Raw genomic sequence first — 20,905 nt, forward strand, 5'->3', positions numbered from 1 at the left:
TTTTTTTTATATGATATTTATTAAAAAACCCCCTATAAAAAGTATTAGAAACTTTTATAGGGGGTTTTTTGTATTGTGGTTTATCTATATATCTTATAGATAATAAAAAAGCAGAAATAGTTACTGCTTTTTTATTTTACCTTATACCAGCTTGCATACATGACTGGTAATACGATGAGTGTTAGAACCGTTGCCACTAGTAAGCCGCCGCTAAAGGCGATGGCCAATGGGCTCCAGAATACAGATCCCATGAGAGGAATCATGCCTAAAATCGCTGCGATAGCGGTGAGCATGATAGGGCGGAAACGAAGTGTAGCGGAGTTGATAATCGCTTCACGAGGTTCTTGTCCTTCTGCCTTGTGGATTTCAATTTGGTCTAATAAGATAATGGAGTTACGGATGATCATACCTGAGAGGGCGATAATCCCTAGAATAGCCATAAAGCCTAATGGCGTTCTCGTAATATTGAGTGCTAATACAACACCGATTAGTCCCAATGGAGCAGTGAGTAGAGCCATTACCATGAGGACGATACGCTTTAATTGGAACATGAGGATGGTCATGATTACAAAGAGCATAATCGGCATTGGTGTTAATAGCTTTTGAACGGCTGTTTCGCTCTTTTCAGCGGCGCCGTCTAGGTCAATAGAATAGCCTGTAGGCAAGGAATCGCGAATGTCTTGTAAGGATTTGTAAATCTCTTTCGTTTTCGCATTACCCAATACACCTGCTTTTACATTGGCATGGACACTAATGGTTGGCATCATATTGCAATGCCAAATAATACCATCCTCTTGTGTCATGGTAATGGTTGCAATTTGGCTAAGTGGTACATAGGAGCCATTTCCTGTTTGAATTGGCAAGGATGAAAGAGCACTTAAGTTATGTTGCTCGTTGTCACCTAAACGGAAGGTAACAGGAATGGTTTGGTTCCCTTCGTAGTATTCACCAGATTTAGTACCAGACAATAGACTTTGCAAGTGCAAGGATACAGCATAGCTATCGATGCCGAGTAAACGTGCCTTGTTTGGATCGATGTGAATATTGGCTACAGGTTCTGTATCTGGCCAGTCAAAAGCAATATTTTGTAAGTCTTTATCGTCTTGCATTTTAGCTTTTACTTGATTTGCAATTTCTTTTACCACCTTTTGATCAGGGCCAGCAACGCGAAGCATGACTGGAAATTTGGATGGTGGACCGATTTGTAAGAATTGCGTATTTACAAGGGCCGATGGGAATTGCTCGTTTAAATACGGAGTCAATTCAGCATAGAGTTTATCGCGATCCTCTAAGGATTTTGTAACAATTACATATTGCAAGAAGTTGTTCCGTTGCAATTCGGGTTCCAAGGTGAGGACGAAACGTGGAGAACCTTGCCCAATGTAGGAGGTGAAGGTTGCAATGCGTTCGTCATCTTTCAAATGTTCATCGATGAGTTTTGCTTGGTTAGCAGTATATTCGATGGACGAGCTTTGAGGGAATTGCATGGATATAATGATTTCATTACGCGTTGATGATGGGAAAAATTCCTGTTTGATCAATGGTAGTGAAAGCAAGGATAAAACGAAAGCACCTAGGGTGGCTAGTAAGACTACCTTGTGATGTCCTAGAGCCCAATGTAATAGTTTTTCAAACTTATCATAGAAGGTCACATTGAGCTTGTGCATGATACGGTCTCGTTTAGTCCATTCCGATTCCGGCTTGGGAGCCTTGTTTTCGATGATTTTATAACCCAATACAGGGCTGACGAGAACAGAGGCGAACCAAGATAGGATGAGCGCCATAAATACAACGATGGATAGGGACTTTGTAAACTCTGCTACCATACCTTGTGCCAATGCTAATGGCAAGAAGCCTGCACAGGTAATGAGCGTACCCGATAGCATTGGAAATGCTGTAGATTGGTAAGCAAAGGTAGCTGATTTAAAGTGACCCCACCCTTCTTCAAGCTTAACGCTCATCATTTCTACAACGATGATGGCATCGTCTACAAGGAGGCCTAAAGCTAGGATTAAGGCACCTAAGCTAACCTTATGTAGATAGATGCCGCTTTCATACATCAAGATGAACGTTGTAGACACAACAACTGGAATGGTGAGGGCTACAACGATACCGGTTCGTAAGCCGAGAGATGCAAAGCTTACGAGTAATACGATGGCAATGGCTTCAAATAAAGATTGAGAGAAATCGCCGATGGATTCCTTAACGATATGCGGTTGATTCGATACTTGATTGAGTTCGAGGCCGGCAGGAATCGTTTTCTGTAATTCCCCGAGCTTCTTGTCGATGGCTTCGCCAAATTCGATATTATTAGCCCCTGCATCCATGGAGATGGCGATGCCAATGGCTGGCTTGCCTTTGTAATAGAACTGTGGATCGCTAGGGTCTTGGTAGGTCATGGTTACATCAGCCATGTCACCGAGGCGCAAGGTTTGGTTATTGATGCGGATTGGCATATCTCGCACCGCTTGAGGACTATCGAATAGGCCGTTGACGCGGAGATATACATTGTTTGTATCCGTTGTAATCACACCAGCTGGAACCATCATACTTTGCTGTTTAAGCGCTGTTAACAGCTGTTGTGTACTGACTTTATAGGATGCGAGTTTATCCTTGTTTATGGTTACATTGAGGGTTTGTTGTTGAACCCCAATGAGGCTGATTTTCTTAACATTAGGAACAGATAAAAGCTGACGTTTTAAGTCTTCTGCTTGTTGTCGTTTTTCTTCGTACGAATACTCATCACCACTGATGGCATAGATAATGCCATATACATCGTCGAACCTGTCGTTAATGGTCGGTCCTTGAACGCCTGCAGGCAATGATTTCCATTCGTCGTTGATCATATTCCGCGCTTCTTCCCAAGCGGGGCGAATCTTATCGGATGGCAAATCCTCTCTTAAATTGATATAAATAACGGATTTGCTGCCATCTGTAAAAGATTTTGTATAATCTACACCAGGAAGGTCGCGTAGTTTTTCTTCGAGTTTGTCCGTTACCTGATCCGACATTTCTTGTGGAGAAGCCCCCGGCCAAGCAACACCGACCACCATGGTGCGCATCGTAAAATCAGGATCTTCCATGCGTCCCATATGGGTGAATGAGAAGATACCAAAGGTGAGGAGCACAGCCATGAAGTAGTAGATAATGGACTTGTGTTTAAGAGCCCATTCGGCTAAGTTAAATTGTTTCATTGACTAACCGCCGTCCCTTCTTGTAATTGTTGGGTACCTGCGGTGATGACAATGTCACCTTTAGCTAAACCAGATGTAACGATGACGGAGTTCTTACCGAACTCACCAGTCTTGATAGGCACGAGATGAGCCTTCTTATCGCGGATGATATAGACCGCATTATTGCCGTTAGAGTCTTTTACAAGAGCCGTCAACGGAATAGAAATATTGGTATTATCTGTAGTAGATAGATTAGCATTGACCGTCATACCTAGCTGTACCTCTTTAGGCGCATTTTGTAAGGTAATTTTTACGGTATACGTTCTCGCTACAGGGTCAGGAACTGGTGAAATTTCACGCACTACGCCTTGTACTGTTACATCTGGTAAGGCCCAGAAGGTAATAGTAGCAGGGCTACCTACATGAATTTTACTCAACTCTTGTTCAGGAAGGGCAATGACTGCTTCTGGGTCGTGACCAGCCGCTAAGGTACCAACGCTTTGACCGGCTGCTACGACTTGTCCTGCTTCAATATTGAAAGCTGTAATAATACCTGTATCAGGAGCCGTCAAATTAGTATAGCTATTTTGATTGCTACTCAAATTAAGGCTTGCTTGTGCTTGTTGTAATTGAGCAGATGTGGCATTCAATTGATTTTCAGCTTGGTCTAATTGCAATTTACTAATCGCTTGTTGTGCATAGAGCTCGCGGTATCGTTTAGCATTGGTTTCTGCCAATTCGTAGGCCGATTGAGCAGCTTTTACAGCACCTTCAGCATTTTGCACCTGAGCTGATGTATCTGAACCATTGATTTGAGCAATCACTTGGCCTGCTTGCACTACATCGCCAACATTTACAAATTTGTTGATGACACGCCCTCCAATTTGAAAGGCTAAGTTTGTTTCTGTTTTATTATGAATGGTGCCTGCATAGCCAGCATCAGTAGTTCCAGACTCTTCACCTATAGTGATGGTACGCACCTTGAGACTTGTATCTTCAGGTGGCTTTTCTGATCCACAACCACTAATAATCGCGGTCCCTATTAATAGGGCTCCTATGGTTGCTATGATTCGTTGATTCATAGAATCTCTCCTTTGACTACCGCATATAAGCCCTATGACACAGAACTACAAATAGGTAGTAATCATAGGACTCTATATGTATATTAGAAAACTCTAATTTCTAATTATATATTTTATAGAAAAAACTAATTATATATTTTATACAATTTAATAATACTATATTTATATTGAAAGTTCTAGCCTTTATGCAGAAAATTAAAGAATTATATACTTAATTTATATAATTGATGATATATTTTAATGATAATTTTTAAAAGTAATCTATATTTTGCTAGTATTTGTATTACTTATTTTATGAATACAAAAATGTAGCAAAAAAGTGAGTCCTCTATTAATTAAGCTGTATCCAAAAATATGTCCAATTTTTTGGTGTACAGTTCATAGTAAGAGAACTCACTTTTTTAGCTTTTGTCTATATAATTTGAACTTTATTTTTCTTCTTCTTGTTCTACAATAGGTTCTTCATAGGTTACAAGGATTTTATCGATACGAGTATGATCCATATCGATGACTTCAAAGGTATAGCCGTTCCATTTTGCCTTGTCGAGTTCCTTTGGGATACGACCGAAGAGGACGTTTAAGAGACCGCCCATAGTTTTGTACAAGTCGTCTTCTTCGCCTGGCAATTCTTGATCGATGTGAAAGAATTCTTTAAATTCATCTACGTTGAGAAGGCCATCTACGAGCCATGCACCATCGCGTTCGATGATCTTGTTTTCTTCTTCCTTGATTTCTTCCTCACCAGAAGGCATAAGACCTACGATTTCTTCCATGATGTCATGCAAGGTGACAAGGCCAGTAAAACCACCATATTCGTCGAGGATAATAGCTTCGTGAACGCCTTCTGTACGTAGAACGTTCAATAATTTCATGAGTGAAATGGATTCAGGAACGAGAACTGGTTCTTTCAAACAAGCTTTGATGATATCGTGAATGGAACTTTCACTAGGACGTTGCATAATTTGAACTAATACATCGGATACGGTAACGAGACCCTTTAATTCATCCAAGGAATCGGTACCTACAGGAATGCGGTAATGGTTGGCATTCTTGAGGACCTCCATGATTTCGTCTTCCGTGCCGTTAAGATCAATCCATTTGAGCTGTGTACGAGGCGTCATGATGTCACCTGCGTTCATATCTGCGAGATGGAAGATATTTTCTACGAGGATAGGTTCTTCTTCTTCGTAAGCACCCATAGCAACGCCTTCGGTAAGCATTTTATTAATTTCAGATTCTGTAACAGGCGCTTCTTCTTTTACAGTAACGCCTAGCATTTTTAAGAGAAATTCTGTGGAAACGCCGAGGAAGCTAACGATTGGTTTTAACGCCACAGATAGCCAGTAAATTGGTTTTGCTACTACAACGGCAATGCTTTCAGGGCTATTTAAGGCCAAGCGTTTAGGCACGAGTTCGCCGATAACGAGGGATAAATAGGTGATGATGGCGACGATAATGAAGGAGCTCACAGAGGCTGCGTATGGTTCGATGCTTGGAATATTTGATACTAAAATTTCTTCTAATGGACTAGAGAAGGTGGCACCAGAATACAAACCAGTTAAAATGCCTACGAGGGTGATGCCGATTTGAATGGTAGAGAACATTTCATTTGGGTTCTCCGATAATTCAAAGGCTGTTTTCGCGCGTTCATTGCCTGATTCTGCTAATTCTTCAAGTTTACGTTTTTTCGCATTTACAATGGCTAACTCTGTCATGGAGAATAAACCATTTGCGATGATTAATACAATGATAATAATAAAATCTAAGGTCAGATCACTGTCCATGTAAGTAGATACTCCTTTTTAATGACATATAATTCTGCACATGAGAATAATAGAAATATTACTCCTAGTATACCATATCGGCATTAATAAGTGTTTCATATAACAAAAGCACCCGATGTGGATGCTTTTGTTATATACTATAGGTGTTACTGGACTAGTAAATAGTACCCTAATAAGGGTATAGTATGTATAGAAATTAAGATTAGTATTAAATATTAGGTCATATATTTTGGCCTCATAATAGGATTATATAGATGGCAATAGAGCAAGAGTGGGAAAGTGTATTACAAATTAAAACCTCTGGTCGCGATGATAGTCGTTCCGATACGGAGCATCATCCGTACGAGCCGACGGATTATTGCGTGCTGGAGCGATTGGCAAATAGCGGTCATATTCGCAAGAAAAATACGCTCATCGATTATGGCAGTGGCAAGGGCCGAGTGAGTATTTTCATGGCTTACCAAACGGGCTGCTATTCCATAGGCATCGAATACGATGAACGGCTCTATGAAAAGGCTTTGATCAATGGTGAAAGCCCGGCAACTCGTAATCGTGTAAGCTTTGTACTAGGTGATGCAGCGCTGTATGAATTGCCAGATCAGGCTGATCGATGCTTTTTCTTTAATCCCTTTGCACTCCATACGATTAAGCGGGTACTAGGAAATATCTTTGATTCGCTATATCATAATCCTCGGGAGATTAAGTTATTTTTCTACTACGTTAATGACGAGGTGGAGAACTTTTTAAATAACCATGTGCGCTTGGAACAAGAGGAACCTATTGATTGTAGTGACCTTTTTGAAGGAAGCGATACAAAGGAACGAATTCTCGTCTATTCAGTTAACTTGTTTTAGTGCAGTAATTTAAGACTTTTATGTAACAATTAGATATATTTTTGATGTAACAGTTAATTAAATAACCTCGGTTTGAATAGTGTTTTAATAGTATGAAATGCATACTATTAGGGACGTATTTAAATTGAGGTTTTATTCTATTTTTAAGGAACTTTTACACATATTATTAAGGAAAAAGCAGATAAATTCTGCTATAATAATATATTAGAGATTATAAAATCAATTTATTTTTATGATTCTATACATTGATTCGTATACGCTAATGTAGCGGGTAGGACTGAGTGTATTGAATATAGGAGGTGCATATGGAACTCATCAATACAATGTTGATTGAACGCATTCGTAAAGCGTTAATTAAACGATATGACCGAGATCAACAGATTCAACAAATGATTGAAGAAATTGGTGCAGAGGAAGGTCTTAATGAGACCGAATTATCTATCGTTTACCAAGCGTATTTAGAGGTAAAAGAACGGGTGTACTATACATCTTCTCTCGTTGATTTGTGGAATCAAATTGAAGATGTTCAAAAACGTATGGCCTTATTGCATTCTTACGAATCTTTAGAAGAAGATCTATTTGGCGATGTGCTAGGTGACGATAAGGAAGATATCGTCATTTCTAATACATCTGGACTTGGCAAGGGTGCGAGTTACAATGATGATGCATATGCTATGGAACAGGTACAATTATCTGACGTTTCTGTGCATCATGATTCTACGGTGGGCATGAATCATATTAAATTGAATGAATTAAAATCTATAGGTGGTCTCTTTACTGGTTTTGGTGAAAGCTCTGGTAAGGAAATGGCGGATTTTGAAGATACTGCGATTGAGCACCTTGATGTAAAACCATTAGAAGGCGTTGAAAGTTTAGCAATTCATCATTTAGATGAAGATGAAGCGATAGATGTAGATGGTCTTGAAGAACTTTCAAAAGATAAGAAATTAGAGGCAGCTAACGTGGATGATGAGGATATGTCCTCTATCGATCCATACACGGCGGTGAATGCTTTATTATTTGGTAAAGCCGGTTTAGAGTCCGATAAAACAAATAAGAAGATGGAGAAGCTTCTTAAAAAGAAATTGAAACGCGTTGACGATGAATGGGCGCGTATTAACGGTTCTGAAGATAAGAAATCTAAGGACGATAAAAAATCCAAGGAAGATAAAACATCTAAAGAGGATAAGAAATCCAAAGAAGACAAAAAGTCCAAGGACGACAAAAAATCTAAGAAAGATAAAAAGTATAAAGAAGATAAAAAAGAGAAAAAACACAAGAAGTCTAAGGAAGAAAAACGCTCTAAAGACGAAGAAAAGTTAAAGAAAAAGAAAGATAAAGCTGAAAAGAAGCTTAAAGTCTTAAATGATAAGTTAAAAACAGTCTTCTTAGCTGATACTTTCAAGAAAAAAGATAAGAAGAAAGACAAGAAAAAGGATAAAAAATCCAAAAAGGATGAATCCGCAAAAAAGCAGAATCGATAGTTTCCGTATGGAATAGTAAGGCCTCTGAAAAGATGGTCAAGGAGAGTGCTAGTGCGAAAAAATCAGCAGGTGCTGAGACTATCGACCGTGGATGCGGTAAATGCAAACGATGTAAAGGTCCTAAATGTAAGAAATATCCAAAATAATTGATAGTTATGTAATTAGTAGAATATTACGTAACATATTACGTAGGATATATATGTAGTATATCTAGTTTATGATGTTTTATTACTCATTTAGGCAGTATAGTTATGTAGTTTTGTTATATTTGTAACAATATAGTTGGATTAGTGATTTAACAATTTGGTTATACGATTCAACAGTTAGGGGTTAATGATGAACCGATGGCAGCGATTATTTGAAGGCATACGAACAGAGATTAAGGTATTTATCTTTTTCTCTGTTCTGTTGACTGCATTTAGAATCGTGTTTCTTGCAGTATTTCAATCACAACTAGCTTCCGTGACGATGGAGAATATCCTCACGTCCTTGTGGCTAGGATTTAGATTGAGTCTCAAGACCGTCGGTTCTTTGTGTTTACTAGGCTTTTTAGGGGGGACGTTGGTACATACCTTTGTGCCAAAATGGCCGTCCTTGCGCATTAAACAGGTCCTCTACTCCATTGCGACTATATTGTTGACCTTCCTGTTTTTGGGACGCATTCCGTTCTACAAGATATTTAACTCTTCCTACAATGCGATGCTCATCAACGGTAAAAACGATGATATCGGCGCCATTGTAAATACCGCTATCAATGAATATAATGCCCTCATGTACATCATAGGGGCCGTTGTATTGAGCGCAGCGCTTTGCTATTTTCTAGTTCGTTTCCTAGCGTGGGGGGCCAAGAAATATAGTGACTACGCTGTTGACCTAAGGAATGGTGATGATGCGGATAATGTAAGAAATAGTGATTTTGCAGATCATCAACGACTTTGTACTACTTGGTATCCTAAAACTAAGAAAACGCAATGGATGACGGGCATTGGATTAACTGTCGCTATCGGTGTAATAGGTCTATTCTTTAGATTTGGCGGTGCTTTCAGCTATACAAATTCTATCAACTGGGAAAGTGCGGCCCGACTTAGTTCCAATTTGTTGAACGAAAATATTCTAGACGATGTGCAGGCTCTATATCGTGTTAAAAGCATTGCAAAACGGACGGCTGAGCTTGAGGTTATTAACTTAACGCCTCAAGAGTTAAATGAAAAAATCACTGCCGTTGGTGGTAAGTTTAACGGTACAAATTTTGACGGTTCTTTCACGAGAACCATTACGACACAACGATTAGCGGATCAACCGCAGTCTATAAACCTCGTTCTTGGAGAATCCTATGGCTTGTGGCCGTTCCTCGCTGAATATAACGGGCCTGGTGCGTACCTCGTTGAGCAAGGTCGTAAATACGCTGCCAGCCCTCAAGCGATGAGCACGCAGCTAGCCCTTGCCCAAGGCACCGGTACGATGCCGGCCATCAATGGTTTGTTGACAGGGATGCCTGATACAGGGCTATATCCTAACTATGAAGGTGAAAGTTTCAAAGAACCTTACGGTTTAGGCATTGGTCCTGTTATGAAAAAGCTAGGCTACAAGACTGTATTTTGGTATGGTGGCTTTAGCACATGGCAAAATGTTAAAAACTTTGTTTTATCTCAAGGTTTTGATGAATTCCACGATGCCTCTGAAATGCCAAGCGAAGACGGCAATGCTTGGGGCGTAGGCGATAAAGACTTGTTTAAAGCTATTTCTGCCTACATGGATCAGCATAGAGGGGAAAAAATCCTCAATGTGATTATGACCACCTCTAATCATCCACCGTATAGCATCAATGTGGCTAAGGAAGGCTACGATGTGAATAAGGTAAAAGGGCATTTGCCAGATTCTATCGAAGAAAACGATAAGCAATTGAACGAAATGGGCCATATTTGGTACGCAGACCACGTAATGGGTGATTTTATCGCTCGCGAAGAAACAGCAGATCCGTCTGCACTGTTCGTCATTACAGGTGACCATAGCGAACGCTTTAACTTTGCTCGTGAAGTAGGTCCTAATGTGGCATCTACTATTCCTATTATTTTTTATGGTCGTGGTATTCATAAAGATTGGCTTGCACCTAATGCGTTCGGCATGAGCATTCAAATCATTCCAACCTTGGCGGAATTGGTAGGCCGACCTGGTCAAACCTATGAAGCGATGGTACCAAGCTTGTTTACACAAGAGGAATTTGTATTTAATCATAGACTATATCTTGATAAAAGTGGCAAAGTGTTAGAACAAAGTGCGAGCATGCCTCAATCCTATGGGGATATGATTAAAAACATGCGTGAACTTGCGGCATGGCGCATTAAACATGGGGATGTCATCAAATAAAGAAATATACATTTTTATCCATTAAATTTAATTGATTTGTAAGTTAAAGGATTATCTATGAGTACTGTGACGGCTATTATCTTAGCGCGCAATGAAGAACAACATATTGTAGATTGTATTAAGAGTATTCAATTTGCTGATGAAATTTTAGTCATCGATGATGGCAGTACAGATCAGACAGTATCACTTGCTACGGGATTGGGTGCAAAGGTTATACCACATCCCTTAAATGGAGATTGGTCACAACAACGACGGTTTGGTATTTCACAAGCCCAGAGTGAATGGATTCTATTTGTCGATTCTGATGAACGTGTATCACTAGAGTTAGCAAAGTCTATTCAACGAGCTATTCAAGGTGAACCGAAGGCGTATTGGTTACGCAGATATAATCTATTCCATTATAATCAGGCAACCCATGGTGTGGTGAGGCCTGATAAGGTATTACGATTGATGCCTCGAGAGGGAGCAACTGTGGAAGGGGCTGTTCACGAAGCTTTTATCAGTCCGTATCCACAAGATACATTAGAGGGAAAATTGTATCATTATACGTATGATAATTGGCATCAATTTTTTGAGAAGTTCAATAAGTATACGACGGTAGCAGCTAATAAATACAAGGCACAAGGGAAGTCTTGTAATTTTTTAGGGGATATTATATTGCGCCCTACATGGGCATTTTTCAAGATATATATTTTGCAAGGTGGCATATTAGACGGAAAAATAGGTTTTCTATTATCGATCTATCATATGATGTACACCATGACAAAGTATGTAAAATTGTATTATTTGAATAAATCTAATGGACAATTATAATCAGTAATGTAGTATAAGTAGGTTGCTATGGGGAAGTATTGTTCTTTAAGTAGATATGGAAGTATAAATGAGTGAACAATTTTTTCTATCCCTACAACAAAATATAAAATTAATGATTTGGGCACCCATATTGAGTAGTATCTTTCGAATCATTTTTATGATTATTTATAATCCGTATCCAACATGGAAAGGTCGTTGGAAATCAGCTCTAGGTTCATTGCGTTACGGCTTTTGGTGGGGCATGGATTTTGATGCCTATGTATTCTTATTACCTTTAGTCTTGGTGACACTCCCTGCACTATGGTTTGAAGGGTACCATCAAATAGAAGATTCCATACGATTAGTAGGTCTAACGATGTATTCCTGTGTACTGTACGCAGCCTTTGCAGGAAAAATGATCTTCTACAAGCATTTCCATGATACGTACAACTATATGGTTCATTATGGAAATCATGCAGAGAAACGGAATTTGATTGATGTATTCTTTAATCAAGACCGAGGAATTCTTGTCATTCTAGGATTGATTCCTATTGCAGTTATATCCTGGTTCATGGGAGGTTTCTTCTTATCCTTGCCATCTATACCATATCCAAACATTGAAGGAACCTGGCCTACTGTAGCTTGGAATATAGGACTTGTGGCGGCATCTGTTCTAGGATTCTATTGGTTCCGCTACGGTGGTACCTTATCTCATGATGATAAACCAGAATGGGATACGATTCCTACAGTGGTAAAAGAAGATATATTCTTTGCTCGTGCTACAGTGCCAGATTTATGTGCCTTAGAAACGGTGTTTAAACATCCGCTACGTGATGAATATACCGCATCTCCTGAAGATATTGATGACGCCATTTATCGTATTGTTCCTAACGAATACAAAGATTCATGGCAGGATCTACACACACCGCTTCATGCATTTAAACGTGTTGCATCAGGTCCTCGTATTGATAAACCGCAGCATATTTTCTTTATTGTTGGTGAAAGTATCCCTCAATGGTCTCTTGATGAACCTTATAAGGATCTCAATATATGTCCTGGTTTATGGGATTTTAAAGATAATCCTCATACGGTGCAAGTACCTAATTTCTTGCCTGCTGGTAATGTGTCTCGTCCATCCATTGTAAGTCTATTATCCGGCGTCTATGATGCGGGTATGGAAATCAATGAACGGGAAGCTTTTTGGCATGAACCGTTGCCGACCTCTTTGGCAGCTCAAATGAAGCGATTAGGCTATGATACGATTTATTGGTATGGTGGTAATGCGTCGTACGGCAACTTTAATCACTTCGGTAAGGCTCAAGGCTTTGACCGTGTGGAAAGCGCTTCTGTTTTCTGTGGTCCTGATGTACCTAAAACTTGGGTGGGCGTATACGATCACGTATTTTTAGAGAATATAACGGAACAAATTAAAGGATTAGATCATCCGACATTCCATTTTATTTACACTACATCCAATCATGGTCCTTATAAAATGGAGGATTCCTTATTAGATTATGATCCTGAAAAGGTCATGCCGAATCTTGGGGATGATCTAAAATCTAATAAGAAACGCAATAAAGAATTGGCTACCTATCGCTATAGTGATAAGGCAATATTTAACTTTGTAAATGCTATGAAAGAGGCCTTTCCAGATAGTTTATTTGTTGTTACAGGTGATCACTCTAATCTATTTGGCTCATTGAATAATACATCTTTAATTCAACGGGACTATACCTTGCGCGATACATTCTGTACCGTAGGGTTGTTACAACATCCTGCTTTCACTAAGGATGTGATTACGGTGCCCATTGGCACGCATATGAGCCTCATGCCTACCATTATTGAAACCATTGCACCAAAGGGTTTTGAATATTATTCCATTGTGCCGTCCTTGTTTGATGAGCAGCCAGAAACTTTAGTTACGCCGTACCAGTGGATTACGCCGCATATGATGGGCGATGTTCGCATGGATTATGGTGAAAGCAACATACCGTCCTATAAACCGGTTGAGCCAATTCGGCCTATTGATAATCATGGGGATGATGCTCGTGATTGGACATTGTTGACCATGTGGCTCATTAATCATGAGGACAGTATGAATAAGTCGTAGTATAATTAGACGATGATATCTATTGATGTATATGTAAACATTATTTCGAATACATCAATGGATGCCACTATATGTGTATTGATCTGTATATGATAGGAGGAACCTATGTCTATAATCAATATTGTAGGCGCCAAAATTTGGGGCGGTGGTGAACAATATGTATATGATATTTGTAAACAATTACAACAACGACATAGGGCTGCTTATACCTTAGTAGACCAATCAAATGAAGAGATGCAATCTCGCTATGCTCAAGTCGGCCATGTGATGACTGCCAATCTCTATACTTTGAAGGGTTTTCTATCTGTTAATGCAGTAGCCAAACAGATGAAAGCACAAGGAATTAATACAATTGTATGCCACTCTGGTAAATATATCTTATTCTGTATTGCTCTTAAGCAGTTAACGGGTGCTAAATTGATGTTTATTAAACATAATCTTGTACCTGGTAAAACAGATATGTATCATAAATGGATCAATTCACAAGTAGATGCCTTTGTATGTGTATCTAAACTCGTTTATGATGACCTTATGACACCTATTATTAAGAATACTAGTAAATATTATATTGTTTATAATGGTATTGATCCAAATAGATTTCTTTCATTTGCAGATAATGTGCCAATGAAATCTAAAGTTACTACATTTGGATATAGTGCGCGTATTACAGAACGTAAGGGTTTATATCTGATTTTAAGTGCTCTTGAACAGATTCATCAAAACAATCCAGATATTCGGTTGATTATATCGGGGGCTGGTACAGAGGATCAAATCAAAAAACTTAAAGACTATATAGATGCGCATCACATGCATTCTTATGTTGAATTTATAGGTTTTACACCTGATATTGAAGGTTTATATAGATCAATTGATTGCTTGTTATTGCCAACTGTAACGCGTGAAGCCTTTGGTCTTGTTATTTGTGAGGCTATGTATTGCGGTGTACCAGTCATTACGAGTGGATCTGGGGCTCAGAGAGAAATTATAGAAGATGGTATATCTGGATTTATTGTTGATCCTTTGAATGAACATACATTACAACAAGCAGTGGAGCATGTGATGAGTGATGCGGTAGATTTATCAAGTATTATCACAAATGCACGACGTGTTGTTGAGGAACGATTCATTGTTAATCGTGTAGCTGATGAATTAGTTGCGATTATAGATAATTTACACTCCACTAATCATTAATGATAAAGTTTGTTAGTTGTATTAGTGGATAGGAGTATGAGATGGGATATTTACAAATACAATGGCAGCGAGGTCGTAAGATTTACGGCAAGCGTAGTTGGAGGGAAACACGTCGTACCTTCTTACATACAATGCGCTCCATACGAAATAAACGAGAAATAGAGGCGCTAGAGAACTACTTTGCAAGTTACACGCCTGATTTAACACTATTAGACCGACAAGTTGGTTTATTTGAGTTGATGACAAGATTTTTCTTGTTTAAAAGCTCTACACCTCAGGAACGATTAGAGGCTATTGTTAATCATTTTGATTATTTGAAAGATATATTTACAGATGAAGCAATTCGTGAGATGTACTCTGTAGATCCTGATAATATTTATGATGACGTAAGTCGGATGAATCGTGGCTATATCGTATGGGAATCGGTAGACCTTGATATGGTAGCTCGTTTATATTATGGACCTGGTCAGCGTAAAGAAGGTTTTTTGACCTTGTTACTCACCTTGGGTAATCAAGGGGTATACCATGCTAACTTCCGTTTTGGTAAAGGTTTTAATGGGGAATCTGCTATGTGGATTGGTACGATTCAAGGTTATAAAGATGGTCTTGATAATGCTAAAATAGTTACAAAAAAGATGTTTGGCTATCGTCCAAAAAACTTTATCATGTTCCTATTACGTCATATTGCAGCCATTTGTAAGGTAGAATCTATTTACGCTGTATCTGATGAAGGCTTTTATGCGAATACTCATTTAGTTCGCGGTCATCGTGCAAAGGTAGCTGAGCTAGATTCATTGTGGGAGGAATCTGGCGGTGTACTATGTAGTGATGAACGTTTTTTCAAAATTCCTTTAGAGGAATATCGTAAGCCTATTGAGGAGATAAAGTCACAAAAACGTAGCCAATATCGTAAACGCTATGAATTACTCGATCAATATGAACAAGAAATTCAAGAACATATGAAAAATTTAATAAAATAAGTATACATTTATACGTTATATGTAAGTCGTAACTATACTTAATTATTAGATAATAACAATAAGGGGATAAGGGTGTTAGTATGAAATCTTGGATACTTAAGAATTATGAAATGATACTTACTGTACTCATTTCAATTATGATATGTACGACGCGGTCATCTATGGCTTTTGGTAATTTTATTTATGGACTTATAGTACTCGTTACACTTTTAACATGGTGGTATAAAAGAGATGAAGTTTCTATACCAAATTCGATACGCCAATATGGATGGGCGTACTTAGGTATGCTGTTATGTATATTACCGTCTGCATTTATTAGTGATAATATACGAGTGACGACTAAGTACTTCTTTAATATTTGGATTTGGAAGATTTTAATTATCGTACCAATCTTGCTATTTATCAAGAGTTCTCGCAAATTATATACTATTTTATCAATATTTTTTGTGTATATAGGCATCGATGCTCTATCTGCCTTTGTACAATATTTACTGGGGTATAATGTAGGAACAGAGGGTCGTGCAGGTGGTGTCATTAATGGCTCTATGATGGGGCTAGCTATGTTGTTAACGCTCGCTTTTTCATTAGCTTTAATTACTGTTTATGATAAAACATTTCCTTCTTATGTAAAAAAATCAGCTGTATTCTCTTTATTTAGTATAGTGTTGGGAATGTTAGGCAATCAAAGCCGTGGTTCTTGGCTATTTAATGGTATTAATGGTGTACTTATTACATTGCGCTATTCCTTTGTTAACATTCGTTATTTATTGGTACTTCTTGTGGCTACTATAGGAATCAGTTTTATATTTACTAGTAATCAAGCTTATATGGCTCGTTTTGAAAGCACCTTTAATGTAACTACTGATGGCTCAAATTTAGGCCGTATCTATGTATGGGAGTCGGATAGAAAAATGATTATGGATCATCCTGTAATTGGTGTTGGTCCAGGTTTGTGGCAGAAAACATATCGAGAGCAGTATAAATCAGAAAAAGAAACCCAAGACTTAGGTCATTCTCATAATAATATGTTACAAATAGCCTCTGAATCTGGCATACTAGGTCTAATTGGGTTTTTAGGATTCTCAATTTTCACAATCTATAAATCAGTAAAAAGCTATATTATATCTACAAATCCTTATGATTTATCAATCATTGTAGGTTTTATTAGTTATTTATTTTTATTTGGATCTATTGATTATACTTGGGGTAATTCATCGGGTATTCGCATTTTTTGGGTTGTTATGGGGATTATGCTTCAATTGCGGGATAATTGAGAATTATATAGCTGTATTGGAAGGCATCTAACTACTATTTAATAGACAATTAAGTAGGATTTAAATAGACTTAAAGAATAAATAACTACATAAAAGATAGGTGAAATCTATGTTTTTTATAGTTTTATATATTTAAATATGATACAATATATGTAAATATTGGTACATTGTATTCGTATGATAGAGAGGTTGTTTTCTTAATATTTTGAGATTGAGAAAACAACCTTTTCTTATAATTGGGGTATTAGTATGAATCGTTCTATCTGTAATAACAATAATAAAAAGTTATTTATAAGTAAGCTCATAGTACTTATAGCAGATTATATTGCTATTGTTTTGGGGATATTAGCAGCCTATTATTTGCGTTTAAACTTATCAATTTTACCAGTAAGTTCAAATTTTAAGGTAGAAGAAATTTACGTATATGGTATTGTGCCTATCGTATTTTTAACTATCTTGTTGCTTAATAATGTCTATTCTGTGGTAACACCTTATTGGGATACGATGAAAAATTTGTTTCGCAGCATTACCATAGGGGTTGTCGTATCGATTGTTCTCATGTACACAGGACATGTTATTAATGATGTGTCTCGTTTATTTGTTGCCTTTGCTTATATATGTATGCTCGTATTTATCTTTAGCGAGCGTTTTATTGTAGGAAAATTACTTTCAAAAGCAGGATATTTAACAATTCCGATTCTTCTCGTTGGGGCGGGAAAGACAGCAGAACTTGTACAGAGATCATTAGAGCGTATGCCGATTACTACCTATAAGATTATTGGTTATGTAGATGATAATCCTAAATCATCATCCATCGCTAAAGAATATCCATGCCTTGGAGCCTTTAAAGATGTAGAAAGCGTTATTAAAGATACAGGCGTTCAAACTGTACTGATTTGTGCTCCGGGACTTGAGTCTAAAAAATTAGTATCCTTGATTAATCGATTACAAGTATTAGTAAAACGAGTAGCATTTGTTCCTGAATTATTCGGTTTACCAGCCAGTAATATTACAGCACGTGGCATGATGGAAGAACAAGCCGTCGTATTGCGTGTGCAAAATAACCTAGCACGCAAATCTAACCGTGTTTTCAAACGTATTTTTGATATTGTAGCTACGGTATGTGGTGGCATTTTGATTTTACCAATTCTCGGTATCATTGCTATATTGATTTACTTAGATTCTCCAGGATCTATCGTATTTGGACATAAACGCGTTGGTCAAGGTGGGAAATCATTTTCTTGTTATAAATTCCGATCCATGGTGCCAAATGCACAAGAGGCTTTGGAGCAATATCTAAAAGATAATCCAGCTGCTCGTGAAGAATGGGAGCGAGATTTTAAATTGAAAGATGATCCTCGCGTTACAAGAATCGGAAAATTCCTTCGAAAGACAAGTCTTGATGAATTGCCACAGTTGTGGAATGTTCTCGTTGGGGACATGAGCCTCGTAGGGCCAAGACCTATTGTTCGAGATGAAATTGTAAAATACGGCGACTATATTAATGACTTTTACCTTGTACCACCAGGGATTACTGGTGTTTGGCAGGTAAGTGGTCGCAGTGATACCACCTATGAAGAACGAGTTCTCATGGATTCTTGGTATGTGCATAATTGGTCTGTATGGATTGATATTGTATATCTGTTGAAAACTGTATTGGCTGTTGCTAAATCGAAAGGGGCCTATTAATGAAATACGATTATTTAGTAGTTGGGGCAGGCCCATTTGGTGCTGTATTTGCTCATGAGGCGCACAAGCGTGGTAAATCTGTACTTGTCATCGACCGTCGCAATCACATAGCAGGTAATCTATATTGTGAAAGCAAAGATGATATCAATATTCACGTCTATGGTGCTCATATTTTCCATACATCCTTGAAACATGTGTGGGATTATGTCAATCAATTTGCTGAGTTTAATCACTATGTAAATAGTCCTGTAGCAAACTATAAAGGCGAGATGTACAATTTGCCGTTCAATATGAATACATTCTCTAAAATGTGGAATATTCGAACTCCAAAAGAGGCACAAGATATCATTACTAAACAACGAGCTGCTATATCAGGGGAGCCAAAGAACTTAGAAGAGCAAGCTATTAGTCTTGTAGGTACGGATATTTATGAAAAGCTCATCAAAGGGTATACGGAAAAACAATGGGGCCGTAAATGTACAGAGTTACCAGCTTTCATTATTAAACGATTACCTGTGCGTTATACATACGATAATAATTATTTTAATGATCGCTTCCAAGGTATTCCTATGGGTGGTTATACCAAGATGATTGAACGCATGTTAGAAGGCATTGAAGTCCGCTTAGGTGTAGATTTCCTTAAACATAGGAATGAATACGAATCTTTGGCAGATAAGATTATCTACACAGGCCCTATAGATGAATACTTTGGTTATTCTGAAGGGATATTAGAATATCGTGGTCTTCGCTTTGAAACAGAGCGTCTCGAAGAGGAAAATCATCAAGGTGTTGCGGTGGTGAACTATACGGAAGGAGAAATTCCGTATACTCGTATTATTGAACATAAGCATTTTGAATTTGGCACACAGCCTGTTACGTATGTAACAAAAGAATATCCAAAAGACTGGAAAATCGGTGAAGAAGCGTATTATCCAGTAAATGACGTGAAGAATTTAGATCTTTACGCTAAATACGTTAAAAAGGCCGAAATGATTTCCAATGTTATCTTTGGTGGTCGTTTAGGAGAATATAAATATTACGATATGGATAAGGTCATTGCTAGTGCTTTAGCACTATGTAATAAGGAGTTTCAGGAATGAGAATTGAGTGGCTAGATTCGCTAAAGGGTTTTGCTATATTTTTAGTTGTTGTTGGTCATGTTATTCTTGGCTATATTCGTGCAGAAACTTTTACAGAATATCAATGGAGCTTACAGTTTGTATATGATGTTATTTATAGTTTCCACATGCCGTTGTTTTTTTTGATTAGTGGCTTTTTATATAAGCTTACATGGGCACGAAAAAATTCAGGTCTACTAAAAAAAATTTCTAATAAGTTTTTAAACATGGTACCTATGTATTTATTATTCTCGGTTGTATTTTGGTTATCTAAATATTATGCAACATTGTATGGGAATATCCAAATGAGTGATCATTTTAATCTAGTTGATTTAATGCACATTTATATAGCCCCTCTTTCTTATTTATGGTTCTTGTATGTATTGATTTGGCTTTTTGTAGCTATTCCTATATTTGAATCTATAATAAAGCCTACAATAGTCTTTATTATATTTCTATGTTTGTATTTTTTTATGCCACCCATTCATGGATTATTGAAGATTATTAATCTAATTATTTATGGAGGCGTGTATTTTACATTAGGATCAGTATTATGTATGTATCAGGATCAACTCAGGACAATTATTTGTAATAAGTTGAATGGTATTGGTTTTATTAGTATTGTTCTGGCAGTCATTACATTTCCTTATATTGAAGTGCATAATATTTTAAAGTTTATATGTGCTATATCAGGTTCTGTTTTTTTATCTGTTCTATTTTTTAAGTTTAAGAATATAAAGTGGGTTACTATTTGGAATATTTGTGGTCGTTACTCTTTGGGAATCTATATTTTACATTTATATTTTTCTGGACCATTGAGAACTATATTTAAGCACCTGTCTATTGATAATATTATGGTGTGTTTAATTTTATCTTGTATGATTAGTACAATAGTGCCTATATTTATTGTTAAGTTTTTTGATAGATATAAAATAACCTCTTGGGTTTTTGGTAATTCCAAGTTAATCAAATTGAAATCATAAGATGAGAGTAGTAGGATGAGAGTA

14 protein-coding genes are annotated in these 20,905 nt (G+C 37.6%); 11 read left to right on the forward strand and 3 right to left on the reverse strand.

Annotation, left to right across the window (positions count from 1 at the left end; all coding sequences use genetic code 11):
- Positions 1 to 131: 131 nt before the first annotated feature.
- The 3 genes from DW000_RS04100 to DW000_RS04110 all read right to left on the reverse strand — a co-directional run bounded on the left by DW000_RS04100 (position 132) and on the right by DW000_RS04110 (position 6,039).
- Positions 132 to 3,194: an efflux RND transporter permease subunit gene (locus DW000_RS04100; RefSeq protein WP_120055227.1), complete on the reverse strand. Its 3,063-nt coding sequence runs from the start codon at positions 3,192 to 3,194 to the stop codon at positions 132 to 134.
- The gene (locus DW000_RS04105) at positions 3,191 to 4,255 is read right to left on the reverse strand and encodes an efflux RND transporter periplasmic adaptor subunit (protein WP_120055229.1); all 1,065 of its coding nucleotides are present in this window, start codon (positions 4,253 to 4,255) and stop codon (positions 3,191 to 3,193) included. Before DW000_RS04105 ends, DW000_RS04100 begins: the two co-directional genes overlap by 4 nt.
- 428 nt (positions 4,256 to 4,683) lie before the next feature.
- On the reverse strand, positions 4,684 to 6,039 hold the full coding sequence (locus tag DW000_RS04110) for a hemolysin family protein (protein ID WP_004692934.1): 1,356 nt from the start codon (positions 6,037 to 6,039) through the stop codon (positions 4,684 to 4,686).
- Between the two features lie 254 nt (positions 6,040 to 6,293).
- Between DW000_RS04110 and DW000_RS04115 the strand changes: the two genes are divergently transcribed.
- The 11 genes from DW000_RS04115 (at position 6,294) to DW000_RS04165 (ending at position 20,881) form a co-directional block, all read left to right on the forward strand.
- On the forward strand, positions 6,294 to 6,893 hold the full coding sequence (locus DW000_RS04115) for a class I SAM-dependent methyltransferase (RefSeq protein WP_120055231.1): 600 nt from the start codon (positions 6,294 to 6,296) through the stop codon (positions 6,891 to 6,893).
- A 305-nt stretch (positions 6,894 to 7,198) separates the two neighbouring features.
- Positions 7,199 to 8,377, forward strand: coding sequence for a transcriptional regulator (locus DW000_RS04120; RefSeq protein WP_120055234.1), 1,179 nt, complete (start codon positions 7,199 to 7,201; stop codon positions 8,375 to 8,377).
- A 333-nt stretch (positions 8,378 to 8,710) separates the two neighbouring features.
- On the forward strand, positions 8,711 to 10,744 hold the full coding sequence (locus DW000_RS04125) for an LTA synthase family protein (protein WP_101928918.1): 2,034 nt from the start codon (positions 8,711 to 8,713) through the stop codon (positions 10,742 to 10,744).
- 57 nt (positions 10,745 to 10,801) lie between these two features.
- On the forward strand, positions 10,802 to 11,557 hold the full coding sequence (locus DW000_RS04130; protein WP_101928919.1) for a glycosyltransferase family 2 protein: 756 nt from the start codon (positions 10,802 to 10,804) through the stop codon (positions 11,555 to 11,557).
- 67 nt (positions 11,558 to 11,624) lie between these two features.
- Positions 11,625 to 13,646, forward strand: a complete 2,022-nt coding sequence (locus DW000_RS04135; RefSeq protein WP_120055236.1) for an LTA synthase family protein — start codon at positions 11,625 to 11,627, stop codon at positions 13,644 to 13,646.
- 105 nt (positions 13,647 to 13,751) lie between these two features.
- Entirely contained in the window at positions 13,752 to 14,837 is a 1,086-nt protein-coding gene (locus DW000_RS04140) for a glycosyltransferase family 4 protein (protein WP_101928921.1), read from the forward strand.
- A 41-nt stretch (positions 14,838 to 14,878) separates the two neighbouring features.
- Positions 14,879 to 15,817 carry a DUF535 family protein gene (locus DW000_RS04145; protein WP_101928922.1) on the forward strand — a complete coding sequence of 313 codons (939 nt, stop codon included), beginning with the start codon at positions 14,879 to 14,881 and terminating at the stop codon, positions 15,815 to 15,817.
- An 80-nt stretch (positions 15,818 to 15,897) separates the two neighbouring features.
- The gene (locus tag DW000_RS04150; RefSeq protein ID WP_008714512.1) at positions 15,898 to 17,091 is read left to right on the forward strand and encodes an O-antigen ligase family protein; all 1,194 of its coding nucleotides are present in this window, start codon (positions 15,898 to 15,900) and stop codon (positions 17,089 to 17,091) included.
- Between the two features lie 249 nt (positions 17,092 to 17,340).
- Positions 17,341 to 18,780 (forward strand): undecaprenyl-phosphate galactose phosphotransferase WbaP, encoded by a 1,440-nt coding sequence (gene wbaP / locus DW000_RS04155; protein ID WP_119563097.1) that lies wholly within the window; start codon positions 17,341 to 17,343, stop codon positions 18,778 to 18,780.
- The gene (gene glf, locus DW000_RS04160) at positions 18,780 to 19,880 is read left to right on the forward strand and encodes a UDP-galactopyranose mutase (protein ID WP_120055238.1); all 1,101 of its coding nucleotides are present in this window, start codon (positions 18,780 to 18,782) and stop codon (positions 19,878 to 19,880) included. Before wbaP ends, glf begins: the two co-directional genes overlap by 1 nt.
- Positions 19,877 to 20,881: an acyltransferase gene (locus DW000_RS04165; protein WP_120055240.1), complete on the forward strand. Its 1,005-nt coding sequence runs from the start codon at positions 19,877 to 19,879 to the stop codon at positions 20,879 to 20,881. Before glf ends, DW000_RS04165 begins: the two co-directional genes overlap by 4 nt.
- The last annotated feature ends 24 nt before the right edge of the window (positions 20,882 to 20,905 follow it).

Source organism: Veillonella sp. AF36-20BH (genome assembly GCF_003602765.1).
GTDB classification, from domain to species: domain Bacteria; phylum Bacillota; class Negativicutes; order Veillonellales; family Veillonellaceae; genus Veillonella; species Veillonella hominis.